We start from the raw sequence: 22,355 nt of genomic DNA on the forward strand, positions 1-22,355 counted from the left end.
GGCCAACCCAGACATCGGACTCATTCATCTAGGCGCGGCCACCGTCTCGCACAGCGACTCCAGGGCGTCCCGCGCCGGGCAGTCGGGCAGCGGCGACAGGGCCGCGCGGGCCGCGTCGGCCTGACGGGCGGTCTCCTCGCGGGCCCGGTCCAGGACCGGATGGGTGCGCAGCCGCGCCACCGCCGCCGCGTACCCCGCCCGCTCGACGGGCCCGGTGAGCAGGTCGTACAGCTCCCGGTCCGCGTCCCGGGCCAGCAGCAGGACGGGCAGGGTGGGGCGGCGGCCGGTGGGGGTCGCCACCTCGTCGGCGAGATGGCTCGCCACGCCCAGCCGTTCGCCGTACCGCGCGAGGGCGTCCTCGACGCCCGGGTCCGCCCCCGCGGCCAGCGCGCCCAGCCGTCCGGAGACGGCGGTCAGCGCGCCGGTCCGGCTCGCCAGCACGTCCAGATGGTGCTCGACGGGGTCGCGCCCTTCGCGCGGTCCGGTCGTCTCCAGGATCTGCCCGGTGACCTGCCGCCGGAACGCCTGGGCCTGGATCCGTACGGCCTCAGGGCCCAGGTCGGCCAGGATGTGCGAGGCGCGGGCGAAGAGGAAGTCACCGATGAGCACCGCCACCGTGTTGTCCCAGTTGGCGTCCGGGCGCGGGGCGTCGCGCCGTACGGCCGCCTCGTCCCGTACGTCGTCGTGGTAGTGGATGGCCAGATGGGTCAGTTCGACGACCACGGCGGCGGGCAGTACGCCCGGGGCGCCGGGGTCGCCGAACCGCGCCGCCAGCAGCACCAGCAGTGGCCGGAGCCGCCGCCCGGCCATGCGCGTCAGCTCCCGCGCGGCCTCGGTGATGAAGGGCACATCGCTCTTGGTGGCCCGCAACAGGCCCTCTTCCACCGCCGCTTGACCGGCCCGGAGGCCGTCCGCCAGCGCGTGGTCCCGCACGGTCGGCTGCATGGACAGAAATGTCTCATATGTCTTTGGCGAGTGGTCCCAGGTGTCTTCGGTGAGTGGTCTCGGGAGGGAGGGCGGATCAGGGGTTTGGCGTGGCCGGGATCCTGGCCCGGATGCGACTTCCCTGCCCGGGGCGGCTGTCCACGTTGAGCGTGCCGCCCACCTCGCGGGCCCGTTCCCGCATGGAGAGCAGGCCGAGATGGCCGGGGAAGGAGCCTTTGCAGTCGAAGCCCACGCCGTCGTCGGCGACCGTCAGGGTCACCGCGCCCGGTTCGTTGAGCAGATGGAGCCGTACGTTCCGGGCCTGCGAATGCTTGGCGACGTTGTGCAGCGACTCCTGGGCGATCCGGTACAGGGCGTGCTTGGCCTCCGGTGTGGTCTCCGGTTCGGCGTCCAGCCTCGCCTCGGTGGCGATTCCGTACCGGGCCCGGAGCGCCTCGATGTGCTGGTTGAGCGCGGCGACCAGACCCTCGGTCTCCAGCGATTCGGGCCGCAGTCGGCACAGCAGGGTCCGGGTCTCGGCGATCGCGGCGTCCGCGAGCCGCCGTATGTACTCGATGGGCTCGGCGAGTTCGGCCAGCTCGGCGAGGTCCACGACCTCCCCGGCGGTCCCGTGCCCGGCCACCGGACCGACCCCGCCCGGCGCCGCCGCGTGACCCGCCGCCTCGGCCCGGCCCTCCACCGGCTCCGCGCTGTCGATGTCGCGTTCCAGCATCTCGCGGGCGGTACGGGCGCCCAGCGCGATGCCGTAGAGCGCCTGTGAGACCGAGTCATGGAGCTCGCGCGAGATGCGATGCCGCTCCTCATGGACGGCCCTGTCCTGGGTGGCCGCCCGCTGCCGGTCGCTCTCCACCGCGCAGGACGCATGCCCCGCGATCACTTCCAGGAGGGTGATGTCCGCCTCGCCGGGGTCGCGGCCGGGCGGGAAGTGGCAGCACATCGCGCCGATCGCGGTGGATTCGCGCAGCAGCGGCCAGGCGGCCACCGCACCGCGCGCGGGGCCCTCGCCGTCCGCGCCGGTACGGCCGCCGCCGTGGATGACGGGCGCGGCCCCGCCGATCGCCTCCAGCGCCGGTTTACGTGACGGCGGGGTGTGGCCGTGGCCGCCGCCGACCAGGCGCAGATTCGCCGAGGGGCCGGGCTCCAGCAGATAGACCGTGCAGCTCGCGGCGCCGGTACGGGCCACCGCGCCCGCGGCCAGGGAGTCCAGGGTCCGCCGTACGGAGGGGGCGGAGGAACGGGGGAACACCGAGCCGTCGGACGAGCCCCACGGCGAACCGGAGGGCCCGGCGCGCCCCGGAGTGCCCGTGGCCCCAGCGGCCCTGGCGAACCCCGTAGCCCCTGAGGCCCCGGCGAACCCCGAAGCCCGCGAGGACCCCGCAGCCCCCGGCGCCCCGGCGAATCCCGAAGTCCCCGCGACTCCCGGCACCCCCGCGACTCCCGAAACCTCCGGAAGCCCGGGCGACCCCGAGGACGGGCCCCCGGAGCCGTTGGTGCCCGGCCCGGCCGCCGCCGACGCCAGCCGCCGCAGATGCTCCCGGTGCCGGATCTGGGCGACCGCGTGTCCCCCGGCCGCCGCGAAGAGTCCCACGGTGCTCACATCGGCGTGGGTGAGACGGCGCCCGCCGCCGCGGTTCGCCACCTCGATCACCCCCACCGGGTGGCCGCGCACCAGCAGCGGCACGTCCAGCACCGAGGCCGGGACCGCGTGCCGGGGGGCCCGGCCGCGCACGCGCGGCCGCCGTTCGCCGCCGGAGCCCGAGCCGGACCCGGAGCCAGGGTCAGAGCCTGAGACGGTGGGCCGTCCGGCGCGGATCGCCTGGCGGGCCGGGGAGGAGCCGCCGGGCGTCAGCGGTCCGCTCGGCGCGGTCCACGGGGCGCCGTCGGTGGCCCGTATCGTCAGGACGTCGCCCGGCTCCAGCACCATCACCCGGGCCATGTCCGCGCCCAGGAGCTCCCGCACCCGGCGGGCGATCAGCCGGAGCGTGGCGTCGGCGGTCTCGCCCGCCAGGATGTGTTGGGTGACCTCGGCGAGCGCGGTGGCGCTCCGCCTCCGCCGGGTCGGGGTCCACCGTGTACTGATCACGCCGACCACCACTGCTCCCTCGTCGTCGACTCCACTGCTTCCGGAGGCGTGAGCTCACCCGCGGGCACCAGGCCGGACTGCACCGCGTAGACCGCCGCCTGGGTCCGGCTGTGCACCCCGAGCTTGGTCAGGATGTGGCTCACATACGTCTTCACCGTCTGCTGGCCGATCCGCAGATCGTGCGCGATCTCCTTGTTGGCCTTGCCGCGCGCCAGCATGGTCAGCACCTCGGTCTCCCGCTCGGTGAGCTGTTCCGGGCCACTGGGCTCCCTGACCTGGCCCATCAGCCGGGAGATCGCGGCGGGGGAGACATGGATCTGGCCCGCGGCCGCGGCCTTCACCGCGTTGCGGAGGTCGTCGGCCTCGGCGTTCTTCAGCAGGAAGCCGATGGCCCCGGCCCGGACCGCGCCCATGACCATGGCGTCGTCGAGCGAGCTGGTCAGCGCCACCACCTCGACCTCGGGGAGGTCCTGGCGGATCTCCGCCGTGGCCGATACGCCGTCCATCACCGGCATCAGCAGGTCCATCAGGACGACGTCGGGACACAGCTCCCGGGCCAGCCGCACGGCTTCCCGGCCGTTGGTCGTCTCGCCGACCACCTTGATGTCGTTGTCGAGGCCAAGGATCATGCGCAGGCCCTGCCGGACCACCGCATGGTCGTCTGCGATCAGCACGCGAAGCGCCACTTGGTTCACCTGCCCATGAAGTATCCCGCCGCACGAGCGGAGACATACGCGGAAAAGGTCGCGATCAGCGGTTCGAAGAGGGGGAGGGCCAGCAGGACGAGGACGCCCGCCGTCCATCCGGCCAGGACGTCACTCACCCAGTGGGTGCCCAGATAGAGGGTGGTCAGACCGATGCCGACGGCCATCACGCAGGCGACCAGCGCGCAGCTCCGCCGGTGGTGCCCGGCGAGATAGGCGAGGGTGCCCCAGACGACGACGGCGTTGGCGGCGTGGCCCGAGGGGAAGACCAGACCGCCGTGGAAGAGCTCGGCGGACCCGGGGGTCCGGGCGTCGTACGGGCCCAGCCGCCCGGTGAGGAGTTTGACGGCGCCGACGCTCACATTGAGCAGCAGCAGCGCCACGCCCAGGACCAGCGGCGGACGCGGGCTCCGGGTCCGGACGGCGCGCCAGACGGCCCAGGCCAGGGCGGCCAGGGCGGTGGGGCCGCGCTGGCCCATGATGACGAAGGCGTCCAGCACCGGCCGGATCCGCGGCCACTGTTCGTACGGTTTGAACAGGGCCACCTGCCAGTCGAGCCGGACCAGCTGCGAGCCGGTGGTCACGGCCGTGAGGACCGCCGCGTAACAGGCGGCGGCCAGCAGGAAGGCGATCGTATGCCCGCGGCTCAGCGGGCATCGGATCCGTCCAGTCCATTCAGGGACGCGCATGAGGAGGGAACCCGTCTCGGTAGCTCCGCGATTCCATCTGAAGGGGGATTTATCACCCCATTCGGCCCCGGGCCGTGTTGCCCATGGCCCCCGACTGCCTCGCGCCAGGTGGTCCCGCCCCCATCCGTACGGGCCCATCCAGCCGCACCCGTCCAGGCGGCCCCGTACGGCGAGCGGCCCGACCCCCGTACGGTGACCCGCACAACGCAAACGGCCCCCGCATCAGAGGGGCCACCGCCGTACCGAAGGCGGACACGGGTCAGTTCGGCCCGGCACTCACTCCTCCGGCCCCTCCGGCTGCGCGGGCTTGAAGCCGAATTCGGCGGCCTTCGCGACCGCCTCCAGCTGCGAGCGCGCCTCCAGCTTCTCCAGGATCCTGCGCACATGGGTGCGCACCGTGGCGTAGCTGATGCTCAGCCGCTCGGCGACCGCCCGGTTGTCCAGGCCCTGGCTCATCAGGGTGAGGATCTCCTGCTCGCGCGGGGTCAGGCTCTCCAGGCGTTCGGTCTGCTCGGCGGTGGACCGCGCGTCCTCGCGGTTGCGTGCCAGCACCTCCACCAGCGTGCTGGCCGGGATGAGGGTCTCGCCCTCGGCGGCCGAGCGGATGGCGGCCGCTATCTCGTCGCCGCTCGCCGACTTCAGCAGATAGCCGCAGGCGCCCGCCTCCACGGCGGCCAGCAGCGCCGAGTCGCTGGCGTCGGCGCTGAGGATCACGATGGCGACGGACGGGTCATGGGCCCGGATGCCCCCGGCCGCGTCGGCCCCGGTGCCGTCGGGCAGCCGGAAGTCGACCAGCGCCACATCGGGCTTCAGCTCCCTGGCCATGGGCACGGTCTCGGCGACCGAGTCGGCCCAGCCGACCACCGTCAGATCCCCGTACTCGGCCAGCAGGGCCCACAGCCCCTCGGCCACCACCCGGTGGTCCTCGACGATCAGCACCTTCGTCAATTCGGGAGGTGCGGTCACGGCTGCGGGTCCCCTTCGGGGGAGTCGGGGGAGTCAGGGGTACCGGGGGAGCCAGGGGTGGCGAGCGGCGCGTCCGGGGGAGCGCCGAGCGGCACCCAGAACTCCACGGTGGTTCCGGAGCCCGGTTCGCTCTCGATCCGGCACCAGCCGCCCGCGATCTGGGCCCGCTCCTGGATCAGGGAGAGCCCGAGGTGGCCGGGGCGGGACTCCACTTCGAGCGGGTTGTAGCCCTCGCCGTCGTCGACGATCCGCACCAGGCAGCCGTCGTCGAGCCCGAGCAGCTGCACATGGACCGTCTTGGCGTGGGCGTGCTTGCGCACGTTCACCAGGGCTTCCTGAGCGGTCCGGTAGATCAGCGCCATCGTCTCGGCCGGGGGGTGGGCGGTTAGCCGGTCCTCCAGCCGGTAGGTGACGCCGGTCTCGGTGCGTATCTGCTCCAGCAGTCCGCGCAGCGCCCCGGCCAGGCAGCCGTGCTCCAGGCTGGACGGCCGCAGATCGAAGATCAGCTGGCGCAGCCTGCTGAGCGAGAGCTTCAGGGTCTCGTCCAGCTTGTCCATCACCCGCTGCTCATCCGGGTCGCGCAGCCGTCGGCGCAGCTGCTGGAGGCGGAGGCTGGCGGCGGTGATCACCTGGATGGTGTCGTCGTGGATGTCGGCGGCGATCCGGCCGCGCTCGGCTTCCTGGGCGTGCACCAGATGGCTGAGCAGTGCCTGGCGGTCGCGGTCGGTGACCTCGAGCAGCTCCAGGCTGCGCTCCAGGACGAACTGGGCGCGCTGCACCTCGGTGATGTCCCGGACGGTCAGGACGGTGAGCAGGCCCTCCTCCGTGCGCAGCGGGCTGATGCTGACGTCGGCGGGGAACTGCTTGGCGTCGCTGCGCCGCCCGACCAGCTCCATGCTGTGGCCGACCGGCTCCTCCAGGCTGTCGTCCCATTCGCGCAGCGAGACGGTGAGCGGCTGGTCGGGCAGCAGCGCCTCCACGGCCCGGCCGATCAGATGGTCGCGGTCGTGGCCGAAGAGCGCCTCGGTGCGGTGGTTGGCCGCCTGGATCCGGCCGCTGGTGTCCACGATCAGCATCGCGTCCGGGGAGGACTCGATGAGCTGGCGGAACCGGCTCTCGGCCGCCCGCAGCTGGCTGAGGTCGGCGACGAAGACCACGCCGCGGGGCTGTCGGCCCTGCAGGTGGCCGCCGCTGAACTGGGCGGGGAACTCGCCGCCGTCGCGGCGGCGGCCGCTCATCGCGGACGGTGTGGTGAAGACCCGGCCGATCAGCTGCTCGGAGGCGGTGCGGTAGCGCTCGGGGACGAGGTCCCGCAGCCGCTTGTCGCGCAGCTCCGCCGAGCTGTAGCCGAACATGTGCCGGATGTGGGCGTTGGCGTACTCGATCCGGCCGCGGGGGCCGACCACGAGCACTCCGCAGGGTGCGTGGCCCAGCAGTTCCAGATACGAGTCCTCCAGGCGGTTGCCGACCAGGTCCTCGAACCGCCAGGAGGCGCGCTCGGCCCGGCGCAGCGGCTCGGCGCAGTCGGCCAGCAGCTCCGCGGACATGCTGAACTGATCGCGCGCGGCCCGGACGATCGCCTCGAGGATCTCCTCGGCGGGGGTGCCCTTGACCAGGTAGCCGCTGGCGCCGACGGCGAGCATGTTCAGCACGGTCTCGCGTTCGCCGTGGGCGGAAAGCGCCACCACCCGGGCCCCGGGGACCTGGTCGCGGATGGTCCGTACGCTGCCGGGGGCGTCGCCGCGGGGCATATGGACATCCATGATCACGACCTGCGGGCGGTGGTCCACCGCCGCCCGCACGGCCTGCTCGTGGTTGATGGCCAGGCCCACCAGCTCCAGGTCCGGATGGGAGTCGATGAGGTCGGCGAGTGCCTCACGGACGGCCGGGTCGTCATCGGCCACCACAACGGCGATCCGGTTGTCGCCCATCGCTACCCACCTCCCTTGAGGACGGCACCCTGCAGCTCGCGGGGCTCGAATTCATCGCGCCGGCAGTGCGCCAGCGACGGCATGACCGCGGCCAGCGGCGCGACCAGCACGTTGTAGTGGCTTCCGATGCGGTCGCAGACGGCGACCGCGGTCGCGGCGTCCCAGACCGCGGCCCAGAAGGCCCAGTCGTGTTTCTTGTGGTTCCGGGCGGCGTCCAGCGCGGCCCGGCGCGCCACCGAGGCGGCGACCAGGATCCGGTACCGCTCCTCTGGTGTGGTGGTGCGGTGGACCACCGCCCAGCCCTCGGCGCGGGTCTGGCTGGAGGTCTGCTTCCACAGATCGGCCACCCGGTCGATCTCCTCCGGGGAGAGGTCCTCGATATGGGTCAGGAATTGTAGGACTCTTCGTGAGTTAGGGCCGAAAATTACGCTCATAGGACACTCCAGGACGCATGGTACATCTACGGAACTGGTGAGCCGCCCGGGTGAGCCGCCCCGCGGCCGTCGGCGGCCGGTCGCTCCCTGGAACGTGGGCCCGTTTCCCCGCCGTGTCCGTCGCCCTCCGCCGCTCTCCGGCGGTCGGCCCGGCCCGGCCCACGTTCTCCTTCGGCGCCACTCGCGGTCCCTAATCCCCGCGACCCTGGGACATGTTGATGCTCGCCTTGGCGATGCCGCCGCTCTTCTGGCCGATGAGCTGGAAGGACACACCGCTCTCATCCGCCGGAGTGATCTTGTACGAGCCCACGGCCTCGGCCTTGCCCCGGTCGTCCACCTGGAAGGTCCCGATCTTGCGCTGGCCCTTCGAACCCGAGCCGGCGTAGGCGTTCACCGTCTCGCCCGGGGCGAACCCCGCGACATAGAAGCTGAGCGTGGTGCCCGCCCTGCCGCCGAAGGCGCTGGGCTCGGCGGACGGGCTGTACGGCAGCACGGTGAAGCCCGAGCGGACCACGGCCCGGCTCTGGTCGCCGATCGCCATCAGCGTCTGCCGCCCCTTGAGGCCGAACGGCACGTTGAACGCCACATCGCGGATCTGGCCCATGCCGTTCGCCTGGGCGGTGAAGGCCGGCAGACCGCCGGTGGAGTTGATGTAGACCAGCACCCGCTCGCCGGGCGCGAACTTGTTGGCGGACAGCGTGATCCGCTGACCGGCCTTGAGCGCGTACGGCTTGGACTTCATCGACGGGTACATGGCCAGCATCTGGAAGGGCGCGGTGGCCGTGGTCTTGCTGCGCTTGCCCACCAGGACCAGGGTGCTGGAGCCGGTCGGGGCCACGCCCACCTTGATCGCCGCGTGGGCGACGCCGCCGCTGCTGTCGGTGTGCAGCGTGGTGACGGGGATACCGGTGGTCCGTCCCCAGAAGACGTTGATCGACTCACCCGGGCGGAAGCCGCGGGCCGAGACCGTCACCACGTCACCGGGGCGGCCCACCATCTTGTTGATCTTGGCGGTGCCGACGGCGCCACCGGTGATCACCTTGGCCTCCGCCGTCTTACGGCTGTTGCGCTGCTGGGCGACCAGCGTCGCGGGCCGGGTGCCCGCGTTCTCGGGCATGGTGAACCGGGCGTAGATCGACCCGAACCGGTCCGAGCGCACGCTGCCGATGGCGCGGCCCTTGGTGTCCGACTTCCGGGCCTTGAGCAGGATGTCCACGGTGGCCTTCTTGTCGAAGCCACCGCCCTCGACGGCGGCGCTGCCGCCGGGGGTGACCAGGCCCGGGTTGATCACGATGATCGGGCCGGACGCCTGGGGGACCCGCTGATTGCCCAGCCGGATGGTCTTGGGCTGCTTGGGCGGGCGTATCTCCTGCTCCTGCCGGGAGTGCTCCTTCTTCTGGGCGCCGCCACTGCTGCCGGTGGTGTTCAGGGCGCCTCCGAAGCCGCCGCGCGCGACCACCTGGACGAGCGATCCGACGATCGCGAAGACCACGAGTGCGAGCAGGACGGTTTTCCAGGTGAGCTTTTTCTTCTTCTCACCGTCGGGGGTGTTTTCCTCGTTTTCCTCGTTTTCCTCGTTCTCGGGATCATCCCTGTCATCCTCCGGAACATCCCAGTCGTCGTCGTACTCAGGCATGGCCTTCACCTCCTCTTCCCATGGCTATTGCACACGGTAGATTTCCAGCTTGATGTTGCCCTGGGTTTCCGACCAGACGCGGCTGGAATTACGCAGCGCCTGGAGAATCCAGTTCTCCCGGCCGTCGGAGTTGTTGGTCATTATCGATTTGCGCATCTTGTTCGACATGATGATGTAGTCGACGTTCTGCCATCTCTTCTTGAAGAGCTTGTCGCGTACATCCGGGTCGGACGAGGCGTTCCAGTGGGAATGCGCATACGGGTAGAACGGGCGCACATCGTGCAGCTCACCCCATAGGTCGTCGTCCATGATGATGCGCGAATTCGGCGGTACGTGCTTGCGCACCCAGGCGATCTGGGCATGCTGCATTCCGGTGAGGTTGATCTTGGACTGGTATTGGTCGGCGATCTGCGTAACGCCCTCGGTATTGGTGTGGACGAGATATCCGGAGGCGGGTGAGACCAGCAGCAGAACGGCGACGAACGACGGCACGGCGACCCGGGTCAGGGAATGCGCGCCGCGCATGAACCGACTGGCGAACGAGCCCTTGAGCAGCCGGTCGATGATCAGGCCGATGTTGAGCGCGAACATCGGGATCAGCGGGGTGACGTAGAAGTCCAGCACCACGCTGCCGCGCACCAGGTAGAAGGCGTATCCGAAGGCCAGTGTGCCGGCGATCAGGAAGCCCAGGTTGCGTCTGCGGTCCCGGACGCCGATCCACAGGCACATCACCATCGCGATCACTCCGGCGATCAGCAGGAACTTGTCCCGGACCAGCCAGCTGGTCTGCAGCAGACCGGTGTGGCTGAAGAGGGTGCCCTGGCTGCGGTTGAGCTGCCACCACAGGGTGTAGAGCAGCGAGACGTGGTCCGCGGGCGGGTTGTTCAGGTCGAAGTCGAAACCGCTCGGCAGCAGCTCGTTCTTGAGCAGTGCGTAGGTCACGTAGGCGCCGATCGGGGCGATCGCGGCGAACGGCCACAGGGTGCTGGTGAACCGGCTGCTGGCCGACCCCTTGACCCTTCGGTAGAGCAGATACATAAAGCTGGGCACGAAGAAGATCGCGTTCTCCTTGGTGATCAGCGCGATCCCCAGCGCCAGCCCGCCGCCGAACACCGATCTGATCGTGACTTCCCGTCTGAGCAGCATGAACAGGCTCAGCAGCAGCCAGAGGATCATCAGGTTGTCCAGCAGCACCTGCCGCTGGAAGTAGACGGCGAGCGGCGAGACGTTGAAGAGAAACGAGGTGACGGTGGCGGCCAGCACACTGCCGGAGAGCCGCCGGGTGACCTCGAACAGCAGATACACGCTGACGACGTGCACCAGCAGCATCAGGAACCGTCCGGTGTTGATCGCGTTCCCGAAGGTCTCGAACTGCTTCGGCAGCGGGAAGACCCACCCGGCCAGGGTGATCCAGCCCAGCGGGGCGTGGTCGTAGTCGTAGGTGTACGGGGACAGGCTGGTCTCCCGCACCAGCGACCAGGCCCGCTGCATGTAGATGCCCTCGTCGGTGAGGTAGAGGGGGTAGCGGAACAGGTGGTAGCCGTGGGTGAGCACCCCGGTCAGCAGGGAGGCGACCAGGGCGATCCTGCCCTTGTTCCCCAGCGGCGGGAACCAGCCGCGCTCCACGGAGAACCGCGGACGGCGGCGGCGCGGACGGCGCGCGGGGGCCTCGGTGCCCTTGTCCGGGGCGGTGGCGCTCTCGGGCGCGGCCGCGTTCTCCGGCGCGGCGCCCTTGCCTGCCGTGGTGTGTGTGCCCGGGGCGGTGCCTGTGCCCGGGGCGGTGTCCTTGCCCGGGGCGGTGTTCATGTCCGCCGCGGTGTTCCGGCCTTCCGCGTCGACGGCCGCGGGCCGCGAGGGCGTGGGGTTATCCGACACGCGACTCCGCCTCCTCGGTGGTGGCCCGGTGGGCGCCTACGTGCTGTGTCTTCTCCCAGTCGTGGCGGCCGAGCATCTCCCGCCGCATGGCCCGCAACGCTGCGTACGCCAGCACCATCTGGAAGGGGAACCAGGCGATGGCCATGCGCACGAGGGCCTTCGGCGAGGCCTCGAGCCCATGGGCGCCGGTGAACTCGTACAGGCCGACCGCCTGGACCAGAAAGTGCGCGGCCAGCAGCAGAACGGGCAGATAGGAGCAGAGCGCGATCAGCACCGGCACCTTGAGGATCAGGATCATGCCGAGCGAGATCGGCAGATAGAGGCCCAACAGCGCCTGCCCGCGCGGGAACGCCAGGACGTAGAAGGCCAGCCAGCGCTGTTTGCGCGTCGGCATCTTCTTCCACGTCCCCTTCTTCAGGGTCTGCATAAAGCCCTGGCTCCAGCGGGTGCGCTGCCGGATGAAGTGGCCGAGGGTCGGCGGGGTCTCCTCCTTGGTCACATACCGGTCGTCGTAGACCACCCGCACCCGCTCGCCCATGGCGGATATCCGCAGCCCCATGTCGGCGTCCTCGGTGAGGTTGCGGTCGTCCCAGCCGCCGAGCCGCAGCAGCAGCTCACGGGCGAAGAAGACGGTGTTGCCGCCGAGCGGGATCGAGCCGTAGTGGGCGTGGTAATGCAACCGGCTCTTGAACCAGAAGAAGTACTCCAGGACATTGAGCGTCGAGTACCAGTTGGACTCGTAGTTCATCAGCTGCACACCGGCCTGGACCACCTTGACCTTCTCCTGGACCATCACGGTGTTGACCAGGGAGAAGATCTCCGGGTGGATGTCGTCCTCCGCGTCGAAGATCGTCACCACTTGGTTGGCGGTGTGCGGAAGGGCCGTGTTGAGGCCGTGCGGCTTGTTGATCGGCTTGTCGTCGAACACCACGACCCGCACATTGTGCAGCCCTTTCCGCTTCAGGTCGTCGATCTTCTCCTCGGCCTTTTTGATCGTGCCGTCGTCGTCCTGTGAGCAGATCACGAAGACCTCCAGCAGTTCGGCCGGATAGTTGGCCCGCACCACGCGCTCGATGGTGCTCTGGATGACGTCTTCCTCATGCCGGGCGGGCAGCAGGACGCTGAAGGAGATCTGGGGCGGCAGGAATTCATCCGGCGCCCTCGCCCTGCGTTCGGCGTCCGCTCGGTCCCAGGTGTAGAGCATGAGGTAGAGGACATGGGCCGACTGCACGGTGAGCAGGATCGAGACCACGATCAGCACCAGGTAGATGATGGCGACAATCATCGGCTCCGCCTCCCCCAGACCCAGCCGGTACTCGATGCGAAGTTGACCGCGAAGGCCGCCGCGATGCCGAGGCAATTCGCCAGCAGCAGATGCATTCCGGTGCGCACCAGTGACCAGACGATGAGCACATTGACCCCAAGTCCGCCAAGGACCGAGACATTGAACTTGATGAATCGTCCGACGGACGGGGTGGCCACCGCGAAGGTCCACCGGTCGTTCAGCAGGTAGTTGTGTACGACGGCGATTTCCACCGCTATCGCCGACGCCGCGAGCAGCGGCAGCCCGGCCCAGTGATAGAGGACGAAGAGGACCACCGTGTTCACGACCACACCGCCACCGCCGACCACCGCGAAACGCAGGGCCAGACCGGGCATGCCCGCCAGCGGGTTCAGGATCCGGCGGGCCCGGAACAGAATTCCGGTCCGCCTGCGGGCATTACGGTCGGTGCTGTCCGCCTCTTCGCCCGGCTCTCCGGTGCGCTCGCTGAACGTTCGGAAACGCTGCATCGCGACTCCCTCGGCAGGAGGCTCTTATCGCCGTTGACCCAAGAGTGCGTCACCCGAAAAGGAGGTAGTACCCGCGCCCGGGGGAGCGGGTGGTACACCTTCGGCGGACCTCTCTTGTCCCCCGTATTGGGGAGAGCCGGCGTTCCGGGTTTCCCGGCCGTCCCCCAAAGAAGGGACGGGACGCTCACCCTCTCGTGGGTGCCAGTACCTGCGGGGGATGCCCAAAGATGAAATGGGCCGGACGGCCTTGCGTCCCGTGCGAGGAGAGTAGGTGACGTAATGTCAGGTCACGTGATGTCACGCCATCCATTCGCCGGCCGGGCCGGAGCGGTCATCGTGACGATGACACTCGCACTGGCCACGCCGGCTGCGGCAAGTGAATCCCATTCCGGCGGGCTGCACGATTCCGAATGGGCGCTGACCGCGCTCAAGGCGGAGCGTGCCTGGAAATTCAGCAAGGGTGCCGGGGTGACCGTCGCGGTCATCGGCACCGGGGTCGACGCCTCCCATCCGGATCTGCGCGGACAGGTGGTCCGCGGAAAGGATTTCGCGGGTGGCACCGGCGGCTACGGCACCCGGGACGGCGGCAAGTCGGCCGAGCAGTCCACCCATGCCGCCGGAATCATCGCCGGAACCGGCCGCAATTACCGCGGCGACGGGGTGTACGGGCTCGCGCCCAAGGCCAAGGTGATGCCGCTCGGCGTCTACCGCGACGGAAAGCCCCTCGCCGACCCCACCGCGAAGGCCATCCGGCACGCGGTGGACCACGGCGTGCGCGTCATCGACCTGGCCGTCACCTTCAAGCGGCCGACCCCCGCACTGCGGTCCGCGGTGAAGTACGCCGTCGGCAAGAAGGCCGTGATCGTGGCCGGGGCGGGCGACACCGGCAAGATCGGCAACCGGCCCACCTACCCGGCCGCCCTCCCCGGAGTGGTCGCCGTGGTGGCCACCGACAAGAAGGGCGCCGTCTGGACCTCCTCCCACCACGGTGGGAAGACCCTCCTGGCCGCCCCCGGCGTCGCCATCCTCACCACCTCCGGCAACGACGACTACTGGACCGGCGACGGCACCGGCTTCGCGGCGCCCTGGGTCGCGGCGGGCGCCGCGCTGCTGCGCTCGGAGCATCCCCGCTGGAACGCCAACCAGGTGGTCCAGAAGCTGATCGACACCGCCGAGCGCAAGGGCTCCGCGGGCCATGATCCGCGCTATGGGTACGGGGTGATCGCCCCGGCCAGGGCGCTCGCGGACCGGGCCGCGCCGCCCGCGTCCGCCGAGCTCTCCGCCCCCCGCCGCCATCCGTCCGCCACTCCGAAGACCGCCGGGCCCAGGGCGGAGGGGGATGAGTCCGCCCTGGTCACGATAGGTGTGGTGGCCGGGGTCCTGGTGGTGCTCGCGATCCTCGCGGTGGTGCTCATCAGCCGCCGCAGGCCGCCCGACAACTCCCACCGCGGCTGAGGCCGGACAGGACTCGCCATGATCACGAAATTGCGCGGCCGCGCCCGCCGCCCCCGCCCGCCGGCGGGTGCCCGCGGCTCCCGGTGGGCGGGGCGGGGCTTCGCCCAACTGATCGTGATGGTGCTGGTGGCCGAGGTGGTGATGGCGGCGACCACCGTGCAGGCCCTGTTCGCGGGCCCGGTGCGGCCGCCCGCCACCAAGCCGTCGCTCCCCGTGGCCAAGCCGTTCTTCCCGGCCACGACCCGCTTCTACGTCGACCCCCACAACCCGGCCGCGACCTGGGTGCGGGACCATCCGCACGACCGGCGGTCGACCGCGATCGCCCGGCGGATCGCCGCCGAGCCCCAGGCGGCCTGGCTCACCGAGACCGATGAGTCCCTGATCGAGGAGCGGGCCCGCAGCCTCGTCCGCACCGCCGCCGCCCAGCGGCGGCTGCCGGTGCTGGTCCCCTACACCATCCCCCAGCGCGACTGCCAGCAGCTGAGCTCCGGCGGCGCCGGGGACACGGCCGCCTACCGGCGCTGGAGCGACGCCCTCACCCGGGGCATAGGGGACGGGCGCGCCATCGTCATCCTCGAACCGGACGCGCTGGCCCATATGACCTGTCTCAAGCGGCGGCAGCAGGCGGACCGGTTCGCGGCACTGGCGTACGCGGCGCGGGCGCTCCACCGGGGCGCGCCCCGCGCCCGGGTGTACTACGACGCGGGGAACTCCGGATGGCAGCCCGCGCGGACCATGGCCGAGCGGCTGCGGGACGCCGGTGTGGAGCGGTACGGGGACGGGATAGCGGTCAACGTCTCCAACTTCAACGCCACGGCGGACGAGGTGCGCTACGGGCTGTCCGTGATCCGGGAGCTGCGCCGCCCCCGGCTGGGGGTCGTGGTGGACACCAGCCGTAACGGGGCGGGGCCCACGCGTCGCCACAGCTTCTGCGATCCGCCGGGCCGCAAGCTGGGCAGGGCCCCGACCGCCGCCACGGGGATCCCCGGGGTCGACGCCTTCTTGTGGATCAAGCAGCCCGGCCAGGCAGACGGCTGCGCCGCCGGCGCGGGCATGTTCATCCCCACCTACGCCTACCGCCTGACGCGCTGATCCTCTCCCCCCTGACCCCCTCTGACCCCTCTGATCCCTTCCTGGGCGCCGGTCACGCTGTGACCGGCGCCTTTTGTATGCCCTGGGGGCTCCCTGGGCGGTGCCCTCGGGGGCTCTGAGCGTTGTCTGGGGCCTCCGGAGCAGCCCCTGAGCCCTCCGGGACGCCCCACAAAACGGACATAACCTATATAAAACGGCCGAATTCCTCTACCTCACCTGAGGTAGACGGAATTCGGCCGTTTGGTGTGTCCGGAATTCCTGCAATTGAGGTACGCGGATTTCAGCCAGGCGTACGGCGATTCTGACCGCGGTCACTCCCTAATGTCGTGAAGCGAAAGGACAAGCCCCGAAGGAGCTCCAATCGATGCACAGAGTTCTCGTCGTGGAGCACCACCCACTGGTGTTGAGTGCTCTCGCCGATCTCGTTGTCGAGGAGCCCGGACTGGAGCTATCCGGCATTGCCGGGTCGGCCCGAGAAGCAATTTCTCTGGCCCATCACCTGCAACCGGATGTGGTGCTGATCGACGTGGATGAGCCCAGCTGGCAAGCGCAGCGGCTGGTCCGCCTGATCGGCGAACTCCTACCGTCCGCGCGGATTGTCCGGCTGACCGCAGTCTCCGACCCGCAGATGGAATGTCTGGAATCTCCGACGAACAACCCCAGCGTCCTGAAGACCGCAGTACCCGAATTGCTCAGGAGCATTACCGAATGAATTCCCCCATGGATCAGAACAACGCCCCGACCACCGAGACCAAGCGTGCGCCGCGCCCGCAGCGTCTCCGCTTCGGTATCGCCGCGGCCGTCGTCGCTGCTGCTGCCGTGGGTGGCACCGTCACCGCCTTCGCGGTGAACGACTCCGATGGCCAGTCGGCCACCACCACCTCGGCCGCCCAGGCCTCCGGTGCGGGTGCCGAGGGTCCGCTGTCCACCAACAAGAGCGACATCGTCGACTCCGACGGCAAGAAGGTCGTCCTGACCGGTGTGAACTGGTTCGGTTTCGAGACCGGCACCTACGCGCCGCACGGCCTGTGGACCCGCGGCTGGGAGTCGATGTTGGACCAGATGGCCAAGCAGGGCTTCAACACCCTGCGGCTGCCGTACGCGAACGACATGTTCAAGTCGTCCGCCAAGCCCGACGGCATCGACTACCACAAGAACCCCGATCTGAAGGGCCTCACCCCCCAGCAGATCATGGACAAGATCGTCAAGGGTGCCACCGACCGTGGTATCCGCGTGATCCTGGACCAGCACCGTCCGGACCAGTACGGCCAGAGTGAGCTGTGGCACTCCCAGAGCCTCTCCGAGAAGCAGTGGATGGACGACTGGGTCAAGCTGGCCAAGCGCTACAAGAACAACGACCGGGTGATCGGCGCCGACCTGCACAATGAGCCGCGTGGCCAGGCCACGTGGGGCGACGGCAACCCGAAGACCGACTGGCAGCTGGCGGCCACCAAGGCCGGTAACGCCATTCACAAGGTCAACAAGAACTGGCTGGTCTTCGTCGAGGGCACGGACCGCCACAAGAACGAGCAGTTCTGGTGGGGCGGTGACCTGCAGGGTGTGAAGAAGCACCCGGTGAAGCTCAAGGAGCCGAACAAGGTCGTCTACTCGGCCCACGACTACGGTCCGGGCGTCTTCAACCAGAACTGGTTCCAGGCGAAGGACTTCCCGAAGAACATGCCCGCCATCTGGGAGAAGCACTGGGCGTACATCAAGAAGCAGAACATCGCCCCGCTGCTGCTCGGTGAGTTCGGCGGTAAGAAGACCGCCGGTAAGAGCTCCGAGGCCGTCTGGCAGAACGCCCTGATGGACTACCTCAAGAAGCACCAGATCAGCTACACCTACTGGACCTGGAACCCGGACTCGGGCGACACCGGCGGTGTGCTGAAGAACGACTGGAAGACGATCGACCAGAACAAGATGAAGATGCTGGCCAAGTACCAGACGCCGCTCCTGGAGGCGAAGAAGGGGAAGTAAGTCGGAGTACCCCCTTCGGTACACCGCCGATGACCACATAGCTGATCACGGCGTTGGCGAGCAGCGAGGGCCCGCAGGCAGTGCCGCCTGCGGGCCCTCGTCTGGTGTTTTTCCCCGGAAGGGAAGCGGGGCGGCCGCCCGGTGGGTTTCCTTCCCGGGCCGCGGACCGCGCCCGCGGACCGGCCCCCCACCCCCAGGGAGGCCGATGATGAAGCCCCGTCCGGCGACCGGCCGGTTGCTCTTCCCGCTGGCCGCACTCGCCGTGATCCTGGCCGATCAGCTGAGCAAGGCGATGGCGCTGGCCGCCTGGAGCGGCACCGTGGGGCCGCAGGCCCGGTTCGGGCCGTTCTGCGCACTGCTGGTGCGCAACACCGGGGTGGCCTTCGGCCTGGGCCAGAGCCGTCCCGCGCTGATCGTGGTGATCACGCTCGCGGGCGCGGTGGCCACGCTGGGCGCGGCCGGTGTGGGGCTGCGGGTCCGCGGCCGGGGCGCGGCGCTGGGCCTGGGGCTGATCGCGGGGGGAGCGACGGGCAACGGTGCCGACCGGATGATCCGGTCGCCGGGCCCGCTGCGCGGCGCCGTCATCGACTGGATCACGCTGGACGCCCGCGGGCCGGTCTTCAACCTCGCCGATGTGGCCCTGCTCACCGGGACCCTGCTCACCGCGGCCCTGCTGCTGCGCAGGACCTCGCGGGCGGCCGAGAGGGACGTCGCGCTGCCCGCCCCTGGCGCGGGCGCCCCGGACACGAGCGCCCCGGGCACGGCCCCCGATCCGGTGGCCCTCAGCCTCCCGCCTTGTGCACCGCGCCCCGATCGGCGTCCCGATCCGCCCCCGCCGCCCTCCCGGGAACCGTCTCCGTCGGCAAGGCCCCGTTCGGCACCGTCTCCGTCGGCACCGTCCCGTTCGGCACCGTCTCCGTCCCCGGGATCGGCTCCTGCGGCGCCCCCTCCGCCCCCGCCGGCTCCCGGCTCTCCCGCTCCGCGAGGGACTCCGCGAAGTCCCTGAGCCGGTCGAGCACCGCCTCGTCGATCGTCGCGTGAGCGGCAAGCGCCTCGCTGATCCGCTGGTAGACGGCGAGCTCCCGGGCGCAGCGGTGGCACTCGGCCACATGGGTGCGGACCCGGGCCGCGGCCGGTGCGTCCAGTTCCCCGTCCAGATACGACTGGAGCATCGGGGCGCCCAGGGGACATCGCGCGGTCCAGAGCCGTCCGGTGGTCTGCGTGGTCCCCGTGGTGCGCGTCCGCCGCCACCATGTCCATCTGCTCATGCGCCACCTCGCTCCGATTCCACTCCCGCGGCCAGCAGCTGGTTCCGGATCCGCTTGCGCGCCCGGTGCAGCCTGCTCATCACCGTCCCCTTGGGGACGTCCAGCACCTGTGCGGCCTCCGCGTACGACAGCCCGTCCACATGCACCAGCCGCACCACCTGCTGGTCCCGCAGCGGAAGCGCCGTGAACGCGGCGTCCACGGCCTCGTCGAACGTCGTGTCCACCACCAGCTCCTCCGGCGTCGCGTCCCGGGCCGGGACCAGCCGCTCCAGCTCCGTGTCCGGATCGTCGAGCAGCCGGGGGCGGCGCTGGCGGCGGCGGCTGACCTCCGCGTGCCGCATGATCGTCAGCAGCCAGGCCCGTGGATGTCTCCCGTCAAAACGGCCGACTGCCCGGTACGCCCGTAGTAACGTGTCCTGCACGAGATCCTCGGCGTCGGCTCGCTGGGTGGTCAGTGACATGGCCACGCGCAGCAGCACCTCGACCTCGGGCAGCACATACTGAGCGAACATGCGCTGCTGATGGGCCTCCGGGTCAGCCACGGGGTGCCTCCTCGGATCCGGATCCCCCGGGGACGCGAAGCACGACATATCACACTCTGTGTAACATCTCGCTCACCGCGCCGCATGGGTTGATCGGCGATCCGAGTGGCAGGCCAGAGGTTCGTGGCGGTTCAGCCGTTCGTGGCAGGGCAGGCGCTCAAGGAGACCGGGCGCCCGGAGAAGGTCAGACGTTCAGGGACACCAGGCGCTTTCCCTCGGCCGTACGGACCTCGAAGCGTTCGATGTCGGAGCGCTTCATGCCCGCGCCGCCGTGCGCCCACAGCGGATCTCTCGCCTCCGCCTTGGGGCTGTCCGCGATCCCGTAGCCCCACTTGGGCACGGACCAGGTCACCATCGTCTGCTCATGGCCGTCCTTGGAGACCGCGATCAGGCTGCAGTCCAGGGGGCCTTTGAGGTTCTTCAGCCGGAGGACGGCGTTGGTGCCCCACATCTTGTCCTCCAGCGCGACCGCCGCGCTCACCTTGGTCTCCGGGTCGGTGCCCCGCACCTTGTCGGGCATTCCGGCGAAGAGCGCGCTCTCGCTGGGGGAGGCCGTGACGGAGCCGTCCGAGCCGCCGGAGGTGACCGCGATCGTGCCGACCGGGCCGCCGACGATCAGCACGGCCGCCGCCGCGACCAGGTAGAGCCCGCGCCGCCGCCGCTTGGCGCGGGACGCGGCGGCCTCGCCGACCATCCGGTTGAACAGGGCGGGCCCTGGGCGCGCGGTAAGGGTCTCGATGGCGTTGGCAGTGGCGCTGAGGGCAAGCGGGGTGTGGCCGGTGAGCTGGGTCCGCCCGGGGCTGCCGTGGATCCCGGGGACGTCGGCGGCCAGATCGGCCAGCAGCGGCTCCAGTCCGGTCAGCTCGTCCAGCTGCCGTCCGCACCGGTCGCAACCGGCCAGATGCTCCTCGAAATAGGTGGCGTCCGCCTCGTCGAGCACGCCGAGCACATACGCGCCAACGGCGTCATGTCCCGGGTGGTGCGTCTGCGCTGTCATGCCGTCACTCCTCTCTCCTCGAGCGCGAGCTTCATCGAGCGCAGCGCGTAGAAGACCCGGGACCGTACCGTCCCGCTGGGTATGCCGAGGGTCTGGGCCGCCTCATTGACGGTCCGCCCCTTGAAGTAGGTCTCGACCAGCACCTCGCGATGGGCGTCGCTGAGGTCCTGCATCGCGTCGGTCAGGGTCATGAGCCGCAGTGCACGGTCGATCTCGTCCTCCGCGGGCATGAGTTCCAACGGGGAGGGGTCGACCTCCTGCGGCCGGGCCTGCCGACTGCGGTGTCCGTCGATCACGATCCGCCGGGCGACGGTGACCAGCCAGGGCCGGATGGAGCCGGTGGCCCGGGACAGCTGGTCGGCGTTCCGCCAGGCGCGCACCAGGGTCTCCTGGACGACGTCCTCCGCACGGTGCCGGTCGCCCGCGACCAGACGCAGTACGAACGCGAGCAACGGCCCGGCGTGCTCCTGGTAGAGCGCGCGCATGAGTTGCTCATCCGGCGTACCGCGCCTGGATCTTGACGGACGCTCATCGGCCACGGCGGCGTCGTCGTGCACCTGAACCTCCAGGACCTGACCTGAGTTGGACAACATCAACGGACGACTCCCGGTCTGAGCCCCGGGGGGGATCGGCGGCCATGTCGGCCTCTTCCCCCTTCACTACGCACGGGGGGAGGCAGCCGCTCAACGCGTCGCGAAGAATTTCCGGTCAGGGTCAGGGTCAGGGTCAGGTGTCGTGGATCAGGCGCCGGGTGCTACGGGCGCGGAAGGGTCAGGAGACCATCGCGTCCAGCACCAGGGGCTGCACCTTGCCGTCGAGCATCGCGCCCAGCCCCTCGACCGCGCAGACGTCGGGGTGGTCGGCGATGCTCAGCGGCATCCCGGTGGCCTCGCGCAGCATCGTGTCGAACCCGGGCAGCGTCGCGCTGCCGCCCGCCAGCATGATGCCGCGGTCGGCGAGGTCGGCCACCAGATCGGGCGGACAGCGGCGCAGCACCGTGCCGATGGCGTCCAGCACCCCGGTGAGCGGGGTGCGGATGGCGGTCCGTACGCCCTCGACATCGATCCGTACGGTCCGGGCGAGCCCCGTGGCCACGTCCCGGCCGTGCACCTCGGTGCTCTGCACGGTCTGGGTGCCGTCCGCGCCGCCCGTGGTGTCCTTGACGATCAGATGCAGCGGGCGGACGGCCTGGCTGGGCAGCATCAGGGCGTGCTCGTTGCGCAGGTGCTGGATGACGGCGTGGTCCACGGTCTCGCCGCCCACCGGCACCCGCTCGGCGGCCACGATCGAGCCCAGCGACAGGACGGCGACCTGGGTGGTGGCCGCGCCGCACACCACGATCATCGTCGCCTCGGGCCGTTCCACCGGCAGACCGCAGCCCACGGCGGCGGCGATCAGGGCGTCCACCAGCTCGACCCGCTTGGCGCCGATCCCGGTGAGCGTTTCCATGGCGGCGCGCCGGGCGAGCGGATCGGCGTCGTGCTGGACGCAGACGGCGGCGCTCACCAGCGGACGGCGCCGCCAGGCGCGCCGCAGCTTGTTGCCCAGCAGCAGCCGCAGCATCCGCTGGGCCATCTCGATGTCCACGACGGTGCCGTTGGAGACCGGCCGGACCACCCGGATGTGGGCGGGCGTCCGCCCGGTCATCCGCTGTGCCAGCGTGCCGACCGCGATCAGCCCGCCGGTGTGGGTGTTCACGGCGGCCACGGTCGGCTCGTCGACGATGAGGCCGGTGCGCCTGAGGTAGACGCGGGTCCTGGCCGCGCCGAGGTCGACGGCGATGGAGCAGCGGCGCAGTGCCTCGAGGCTGATGGTCATGGCAGGTCTCCCTGTGGGCGGCGTGGCGGGCCGCCGCCCGGCGGCCCTCCGCTCTCATCGTGTGGGGATGATCAGGTCCGCTGCCCGTGGGGCTGAGCCGGTCGGGGGAGCGATTGCCCCGCTGGGCCCCGCGCGGTGGCTCCGTGCGGCCC

General features: G+C 70.4%; 20 protein-coding genes and 1 pseudogene. 5 read left to right on the plus strand and 16 right to left on the minus strand.

The genetic code is table 11. The annotated features are described in order from the left end of the window. Positions 1-24 precede the first annotated feature (24 nt). The 11 genes from VT50_RS00005 to VT50_RS00055 all read right to left on the minus strand — a co-directional run bounded on the left by VT50_RS00005 (position 25) and on the right by VT50_RS00055 (position 13,054). The gene (locus tag VT50_RS00005) at positions 25-945 is read right to left on the minus strand and encodes a polyprenyl synthetase family protein (RefSeq protein ID WP_046087161.1); all 921 of its coding nucleotides are present in this window, start codon (positions 943-945) and stop codon (positions 25-27) included. A 76-nt stretch (positions 946-1,021) separates the two neighbouring features. Further along, positions 1,022-3,028 carry a sensor histidine kinase gene (locus tag VT50_RS00010; RefSeq protein WP_158083176.1) on the minus strand — a complete coding sequence of 669 codons (2,007 nt, stop codon included), beginning with the start codon at positions 3,026-3,028 and terminating at the stop codon, positions 1,022-1,024. After that, positions 3,025-3,714 carry a response regulator gene (locus tag VT50_RS00015; RefSeq protein WP_037955385.1) on the minus strand — a complete coding sequence of 230 codons (690 nt, stop codon included), beginning with the start codon at positions 3,712-3,714 and terminating at the stop codon, positions 3,025-3,027. The genes VT50_RS00010 and VT50_RS00015 overlap by 4 nt, the downstream gene beginning before the upstream one ends. 5 nt (positions 3,715-3,719) lie before the next feature. Beyond that, a complete protein-coding gene (locus VT50_RS00020; protein WP_053048625.1) occupies positions 3,720-4,421 on the minus strand; it encodes a phosphatase PAP2 family protein in 702 nt (233 codons plus the stop codon). 276 nt (positions 4,422-4,697) lie between these two features. Further along, positions 4,698-5,387 (minus strand): response regulator, encoded by a 690-nt coding sequence (locus VT50_RS00025; protein ID WP_046087160.1) that lies wholly within the window; start codon positions 5,385-5,387, stop codon positions 4,698-4,700. Further along, positions 5,384-7,318 (minus strand): PAS domain S-box protein, encoded by a 1,935-nt coding sequence (locus VT50_RS00030; protein WP_046087159.1) that lies wholly within the window; start codon positions 7,316-7,318, stop codon positions 5,384-5,386. The genes VT50_RS00025 and VT50_RS00030 overlap by 4 nt, the downstream gene beginning before the upstream one ends. 2 nt (positions 7,319-7,320) lie before the next feature. Continuing rightward, positions 7,321-7,752: a hypothetical protein gene (locus VT50_RS00035; protein WP_046087158.1), complete on the minus strand. Its 432-nt coding sequence runs from the start codon at positions 7,750-7,752 to the stop codon at positions 7,321-7,323. A gap of 190 nt (positions 7,753-7,942) precedes the next feature. Beyond that, the gene (locus VT50_RS00040) at positions 7,943-9,388 is read right to left on the minus strand and encodes a hypothetical protein (protein WP_046087157.1); all 1,446 of its coding nucleotides are present in this window, start codon (positions 9,386-9,388) and stop codon (positions 7,943-7,945) included. A 24-nt stretch (positions 9,389-9,412) separates the two neighbouring features. Next, on the minus strand, positions 9,413-11,263 hold the full coding sequence (locus VT50_RS00045) for an ArnT family glycosyltransferase (protein ID WP_046087156.1): 1,851 nt from the start codon (positions 11,261-11,263) through the stop codon (positions 9,413-9,415). Then, on the minus strand, positions 11,253-12,548 hold the full coding sequence (locus VT50_RS00050) for a glycosyltransferase (RefSeq protein WP_046087155.1): 1,296 nt from the start codon (positions 12,546-12,548) through the stop codon (positions 11,253-11,255). Before VT50_RS00050 ends, VT50_RS00045 begins: the two co-directional genes overlap by 11 nt. Then, the gene (locus tag VT50_RS00055; RefSeq protein ID WP_046087154.1) at positions 12,545-13,054 is read right to left on the minus strand and encodes a GtrA family protein; all 510 of its coding nucleotides are present in this window, start codon (positions 13,052-13,054) and stop codon (positions 12,545-12,547) included. Before VT50_RS00055 ends, VT50_RS00050 begins: the two co-directional genes overlap by 4 nt. 342 nt (positions 13,055-13,396) lie before the next feature. On the opposite strand from VT50_RS00055, the gene VT50_RS00060 reads away from it, so the two are divergent. From VT50_RS00060 to VT50_RS00080, 5 genes are all read left to right on the plus strand, one after another. Beyond that, positions 13,397-14,509 (plus strand): S8 family serine peptidase, encoded by a 1,113-nt coding sequence (locus tag VT50_RS00060; RefSeq protein ID WP_240529003.1) that lies wholly within the window; start codon positions 13,397-13,399, stop codon positions 14,507-14,509. Positions 14,510-14,527: 18 nt separating this feature from the next. Then, a complete protein-coding gene (locus VT50_RS00065; RefSeq protein ID WP_046087152.1) occupies positions 14,528-15,601 on the plus strand; it encodes a glycoside hydrolase family 6 protein in 1,074 nt (357 codons plus the stop codon). 364 nt (positions 15,602-15,965) lie between these two features. After that, positions 15,966-16,313, plus strand: a complete 348-nt coding sequence (locus VT50_RS00070; RefSeq protein ID WP_046087151.1) for a response regulator — start codon at positions 15,966-15,968, stop codon at positions 16,311-16,313. Between the two features lie 8 nt (positions 16,314-16,321). Further along, positions 16,322-17,578, plus strand: coding sequence for a glycoside hydrolase family 5 protein (locus tag VT50_RS00075; protein ID WP_240528978.1), 1,257 nt, complete (start codon positions 16,322-16,324; stop codon positions 17,576-17,578). 208 nt (positions 17,579-17,786) lie between these two features. Continuing rightward, complete coding sequence (locus tag VT50_RS00080) at positions 17,787-18,584, plus strand: signal peptidase II (protein ID WP_075200396.1); 798 nt, start codon at positions 17,787-17,789, stop codon at positions 18,582-18,584. Between the two features lie 91 nt (positions 18,585-18,675). Here the strand turns inward: VT50_RS00080 and VT50_RS41235 are convergent. From VT50_RS41235 to VT50_RS00105, 5 genes and pseudogenes are all read right to left on the minus strand, one after another. Further along, positions 18,676-18,846, minus strand: a pseudogene (locus tag VT50_RS41235) (zf-HC2 domain-containing protein); the annotation flags it as partial. After that, positions 18,843-19,388 carry an RNA polymerase sigma factor gene (locus VT50_RS00090; protein ID WP_107424684.1) on the minus strand — a complete coding sequence of 182 codons (546 nt, stop codon included), beginning with the start codon at positions 19,386-19,388 and terminating at the stop codon, positions 18,843-18,845. The gene VT50_RS00090 and the pseudogene VT50_RS41235, both read right to left, overlap by 4 nt. 184 nt (positions 19,389-19,572) lie before the next feature. Then, positions 19,573-20,385, minus strand: coding sequence for a zf-HC2 domain-containing protein (locus VT50_RS00095; RefSeq protein WP_046087147.1), 813 nt, complete (start codon positions 20,383-20,385; stop codon positions 19,573-19,575). After that, positions 20,382-20,978, minus strand: a complete 597-nt coding sequence (locus VT50_RS00100; RefSeq protein WP_075200395.1) for a sigma-70 family RNA polymerase sigma factor — start codon at positions 20,976-20,978, stop codon at positions 20,382-20,384. Before VT50_RS00100 ends, VT50_RS00095 begins: the two co-directional genes overlap by 4 nt. Positions 20,979-21,156: 178 nt before the next feature. Continuing rightward, entirely contained in the window at positions 21,157-22,203 is a 1,047-nt protein-coding gene (locus VT50_RS00105) for a rod shape-determining protein (protein WP_046087146.1), read from the minus strand. Positions 22,204-22,355: the final 152 nt, after the last annotated feature.

Source organism: Streptomyces antioxidans, assembly GCF_000968685.2.
Lineage (GTDB): Bacteria > Actinomycetota > Actinomycetes > Streptomycetales > Streptomycetaceae > Streptomyces > Streptomyces antioxidans.

Coding starts and splice junctions, on each gene's coding strand:
- VT50_RS00065 (WP_046087152.1), top strand. CDS start 14,528: ATGATCACGAAATTGCGCGGCCGCGCCCGCCGCCCCCGCCCGCCGGCG.
- VT50_RS00100 (WP_075200395.1), bottom strand. CDS start 20,978: ATGTTGTCCAACTCAGGTCAGGTCCTGGAGGTTCAGGTGCACGACGAC.
- VT50_RS00040 (WP_046087157.1), bottom strand. CDS start 9,388: ATGCCTGAGTACGACGACGACTGGGATGTTCCGGAGGATGACAGGGAT.
- VT50_RS00105 (WP_046087146.1), bottom strand. CDS start 22,203: ATGACCATCAGCCTCGAGGCACTGCGCCGCTGCTCCATCGCCGTCGAC.
- VT50_RS00005 (WP_046087161.1), bottom strand. CDS start 945: ATGCAGCCGACCGTGCGGGACCACGCGCTGGCGGACGGCCTCCGGGCC.
- VT50_RS00020 (WP_053048625.1), bottom strand. CDS start 4,421: ATGCGCGTCCCTGAATGGACTGGACGGATCCGATGCCCGCTGAGCCGC.
- VT50_RS00075 (WP_240528978.1), top strand. CDS start 16,322: ATGGATCAGAACAACGCCCCGACCACCGAGACCAAGCGTGCGCCGCGC.
- VT50_RS00080 (WP_075200396.1), top strand. CDS start 17,787: ATGAAGCCCCGTCCGGCGACCGGCCGGTTGCTCTTCCCGCTGGCCGCA.
- VT50_RS00030 (WP_046087159.1), bottom strand. CDS start 7,318: ATGGGCGACAACCGGATCGCCGTTGTGGTGGCCGATGACGACCCGGCC.
- VT50_RS00095 (WP_046087147.1), bottom strand. CDS start 20,385: ATGACAGCGCAGACGCACCACCCGGGACATGACGCCGTTGGCGCGTAT.
- VT50_RS00035 (WP_046087158.1), bottom strand. CDS start 7,752: ATGAGCGTAATTTTCGGCCCTAACTCACGAAGAGTCCTACAATTCCTG.
- VT50_RS00050 (WP_046087155.1), bottom strand. CDS start 12,548: ATGATTGTCGCCATCATCTACCTGGTGCTGATCGTGGTCTCGATCCTG.
- VT50_RS00060 (WP_240529003.1), top strand. CDS start 13,397: ATGACACTCGCACTGGCCACGCCGGCTGCGGCAAGTGAATCCCATTCC.
- VT50_RS00055 (WP_046087154.1), bottom strand. CDS start 13,054: ATGCAGCGTTTCCGAACGTTCAGCGAGCGCACCGGAGAGCCGGGCGAA.
- VT50_RS00070 (WP_046087151.1), top strand. CDS start 15,966: ATGCACAGAGTTCTCGTCGTGGAGCACCACCCACTGGTGTTGAGTGCT.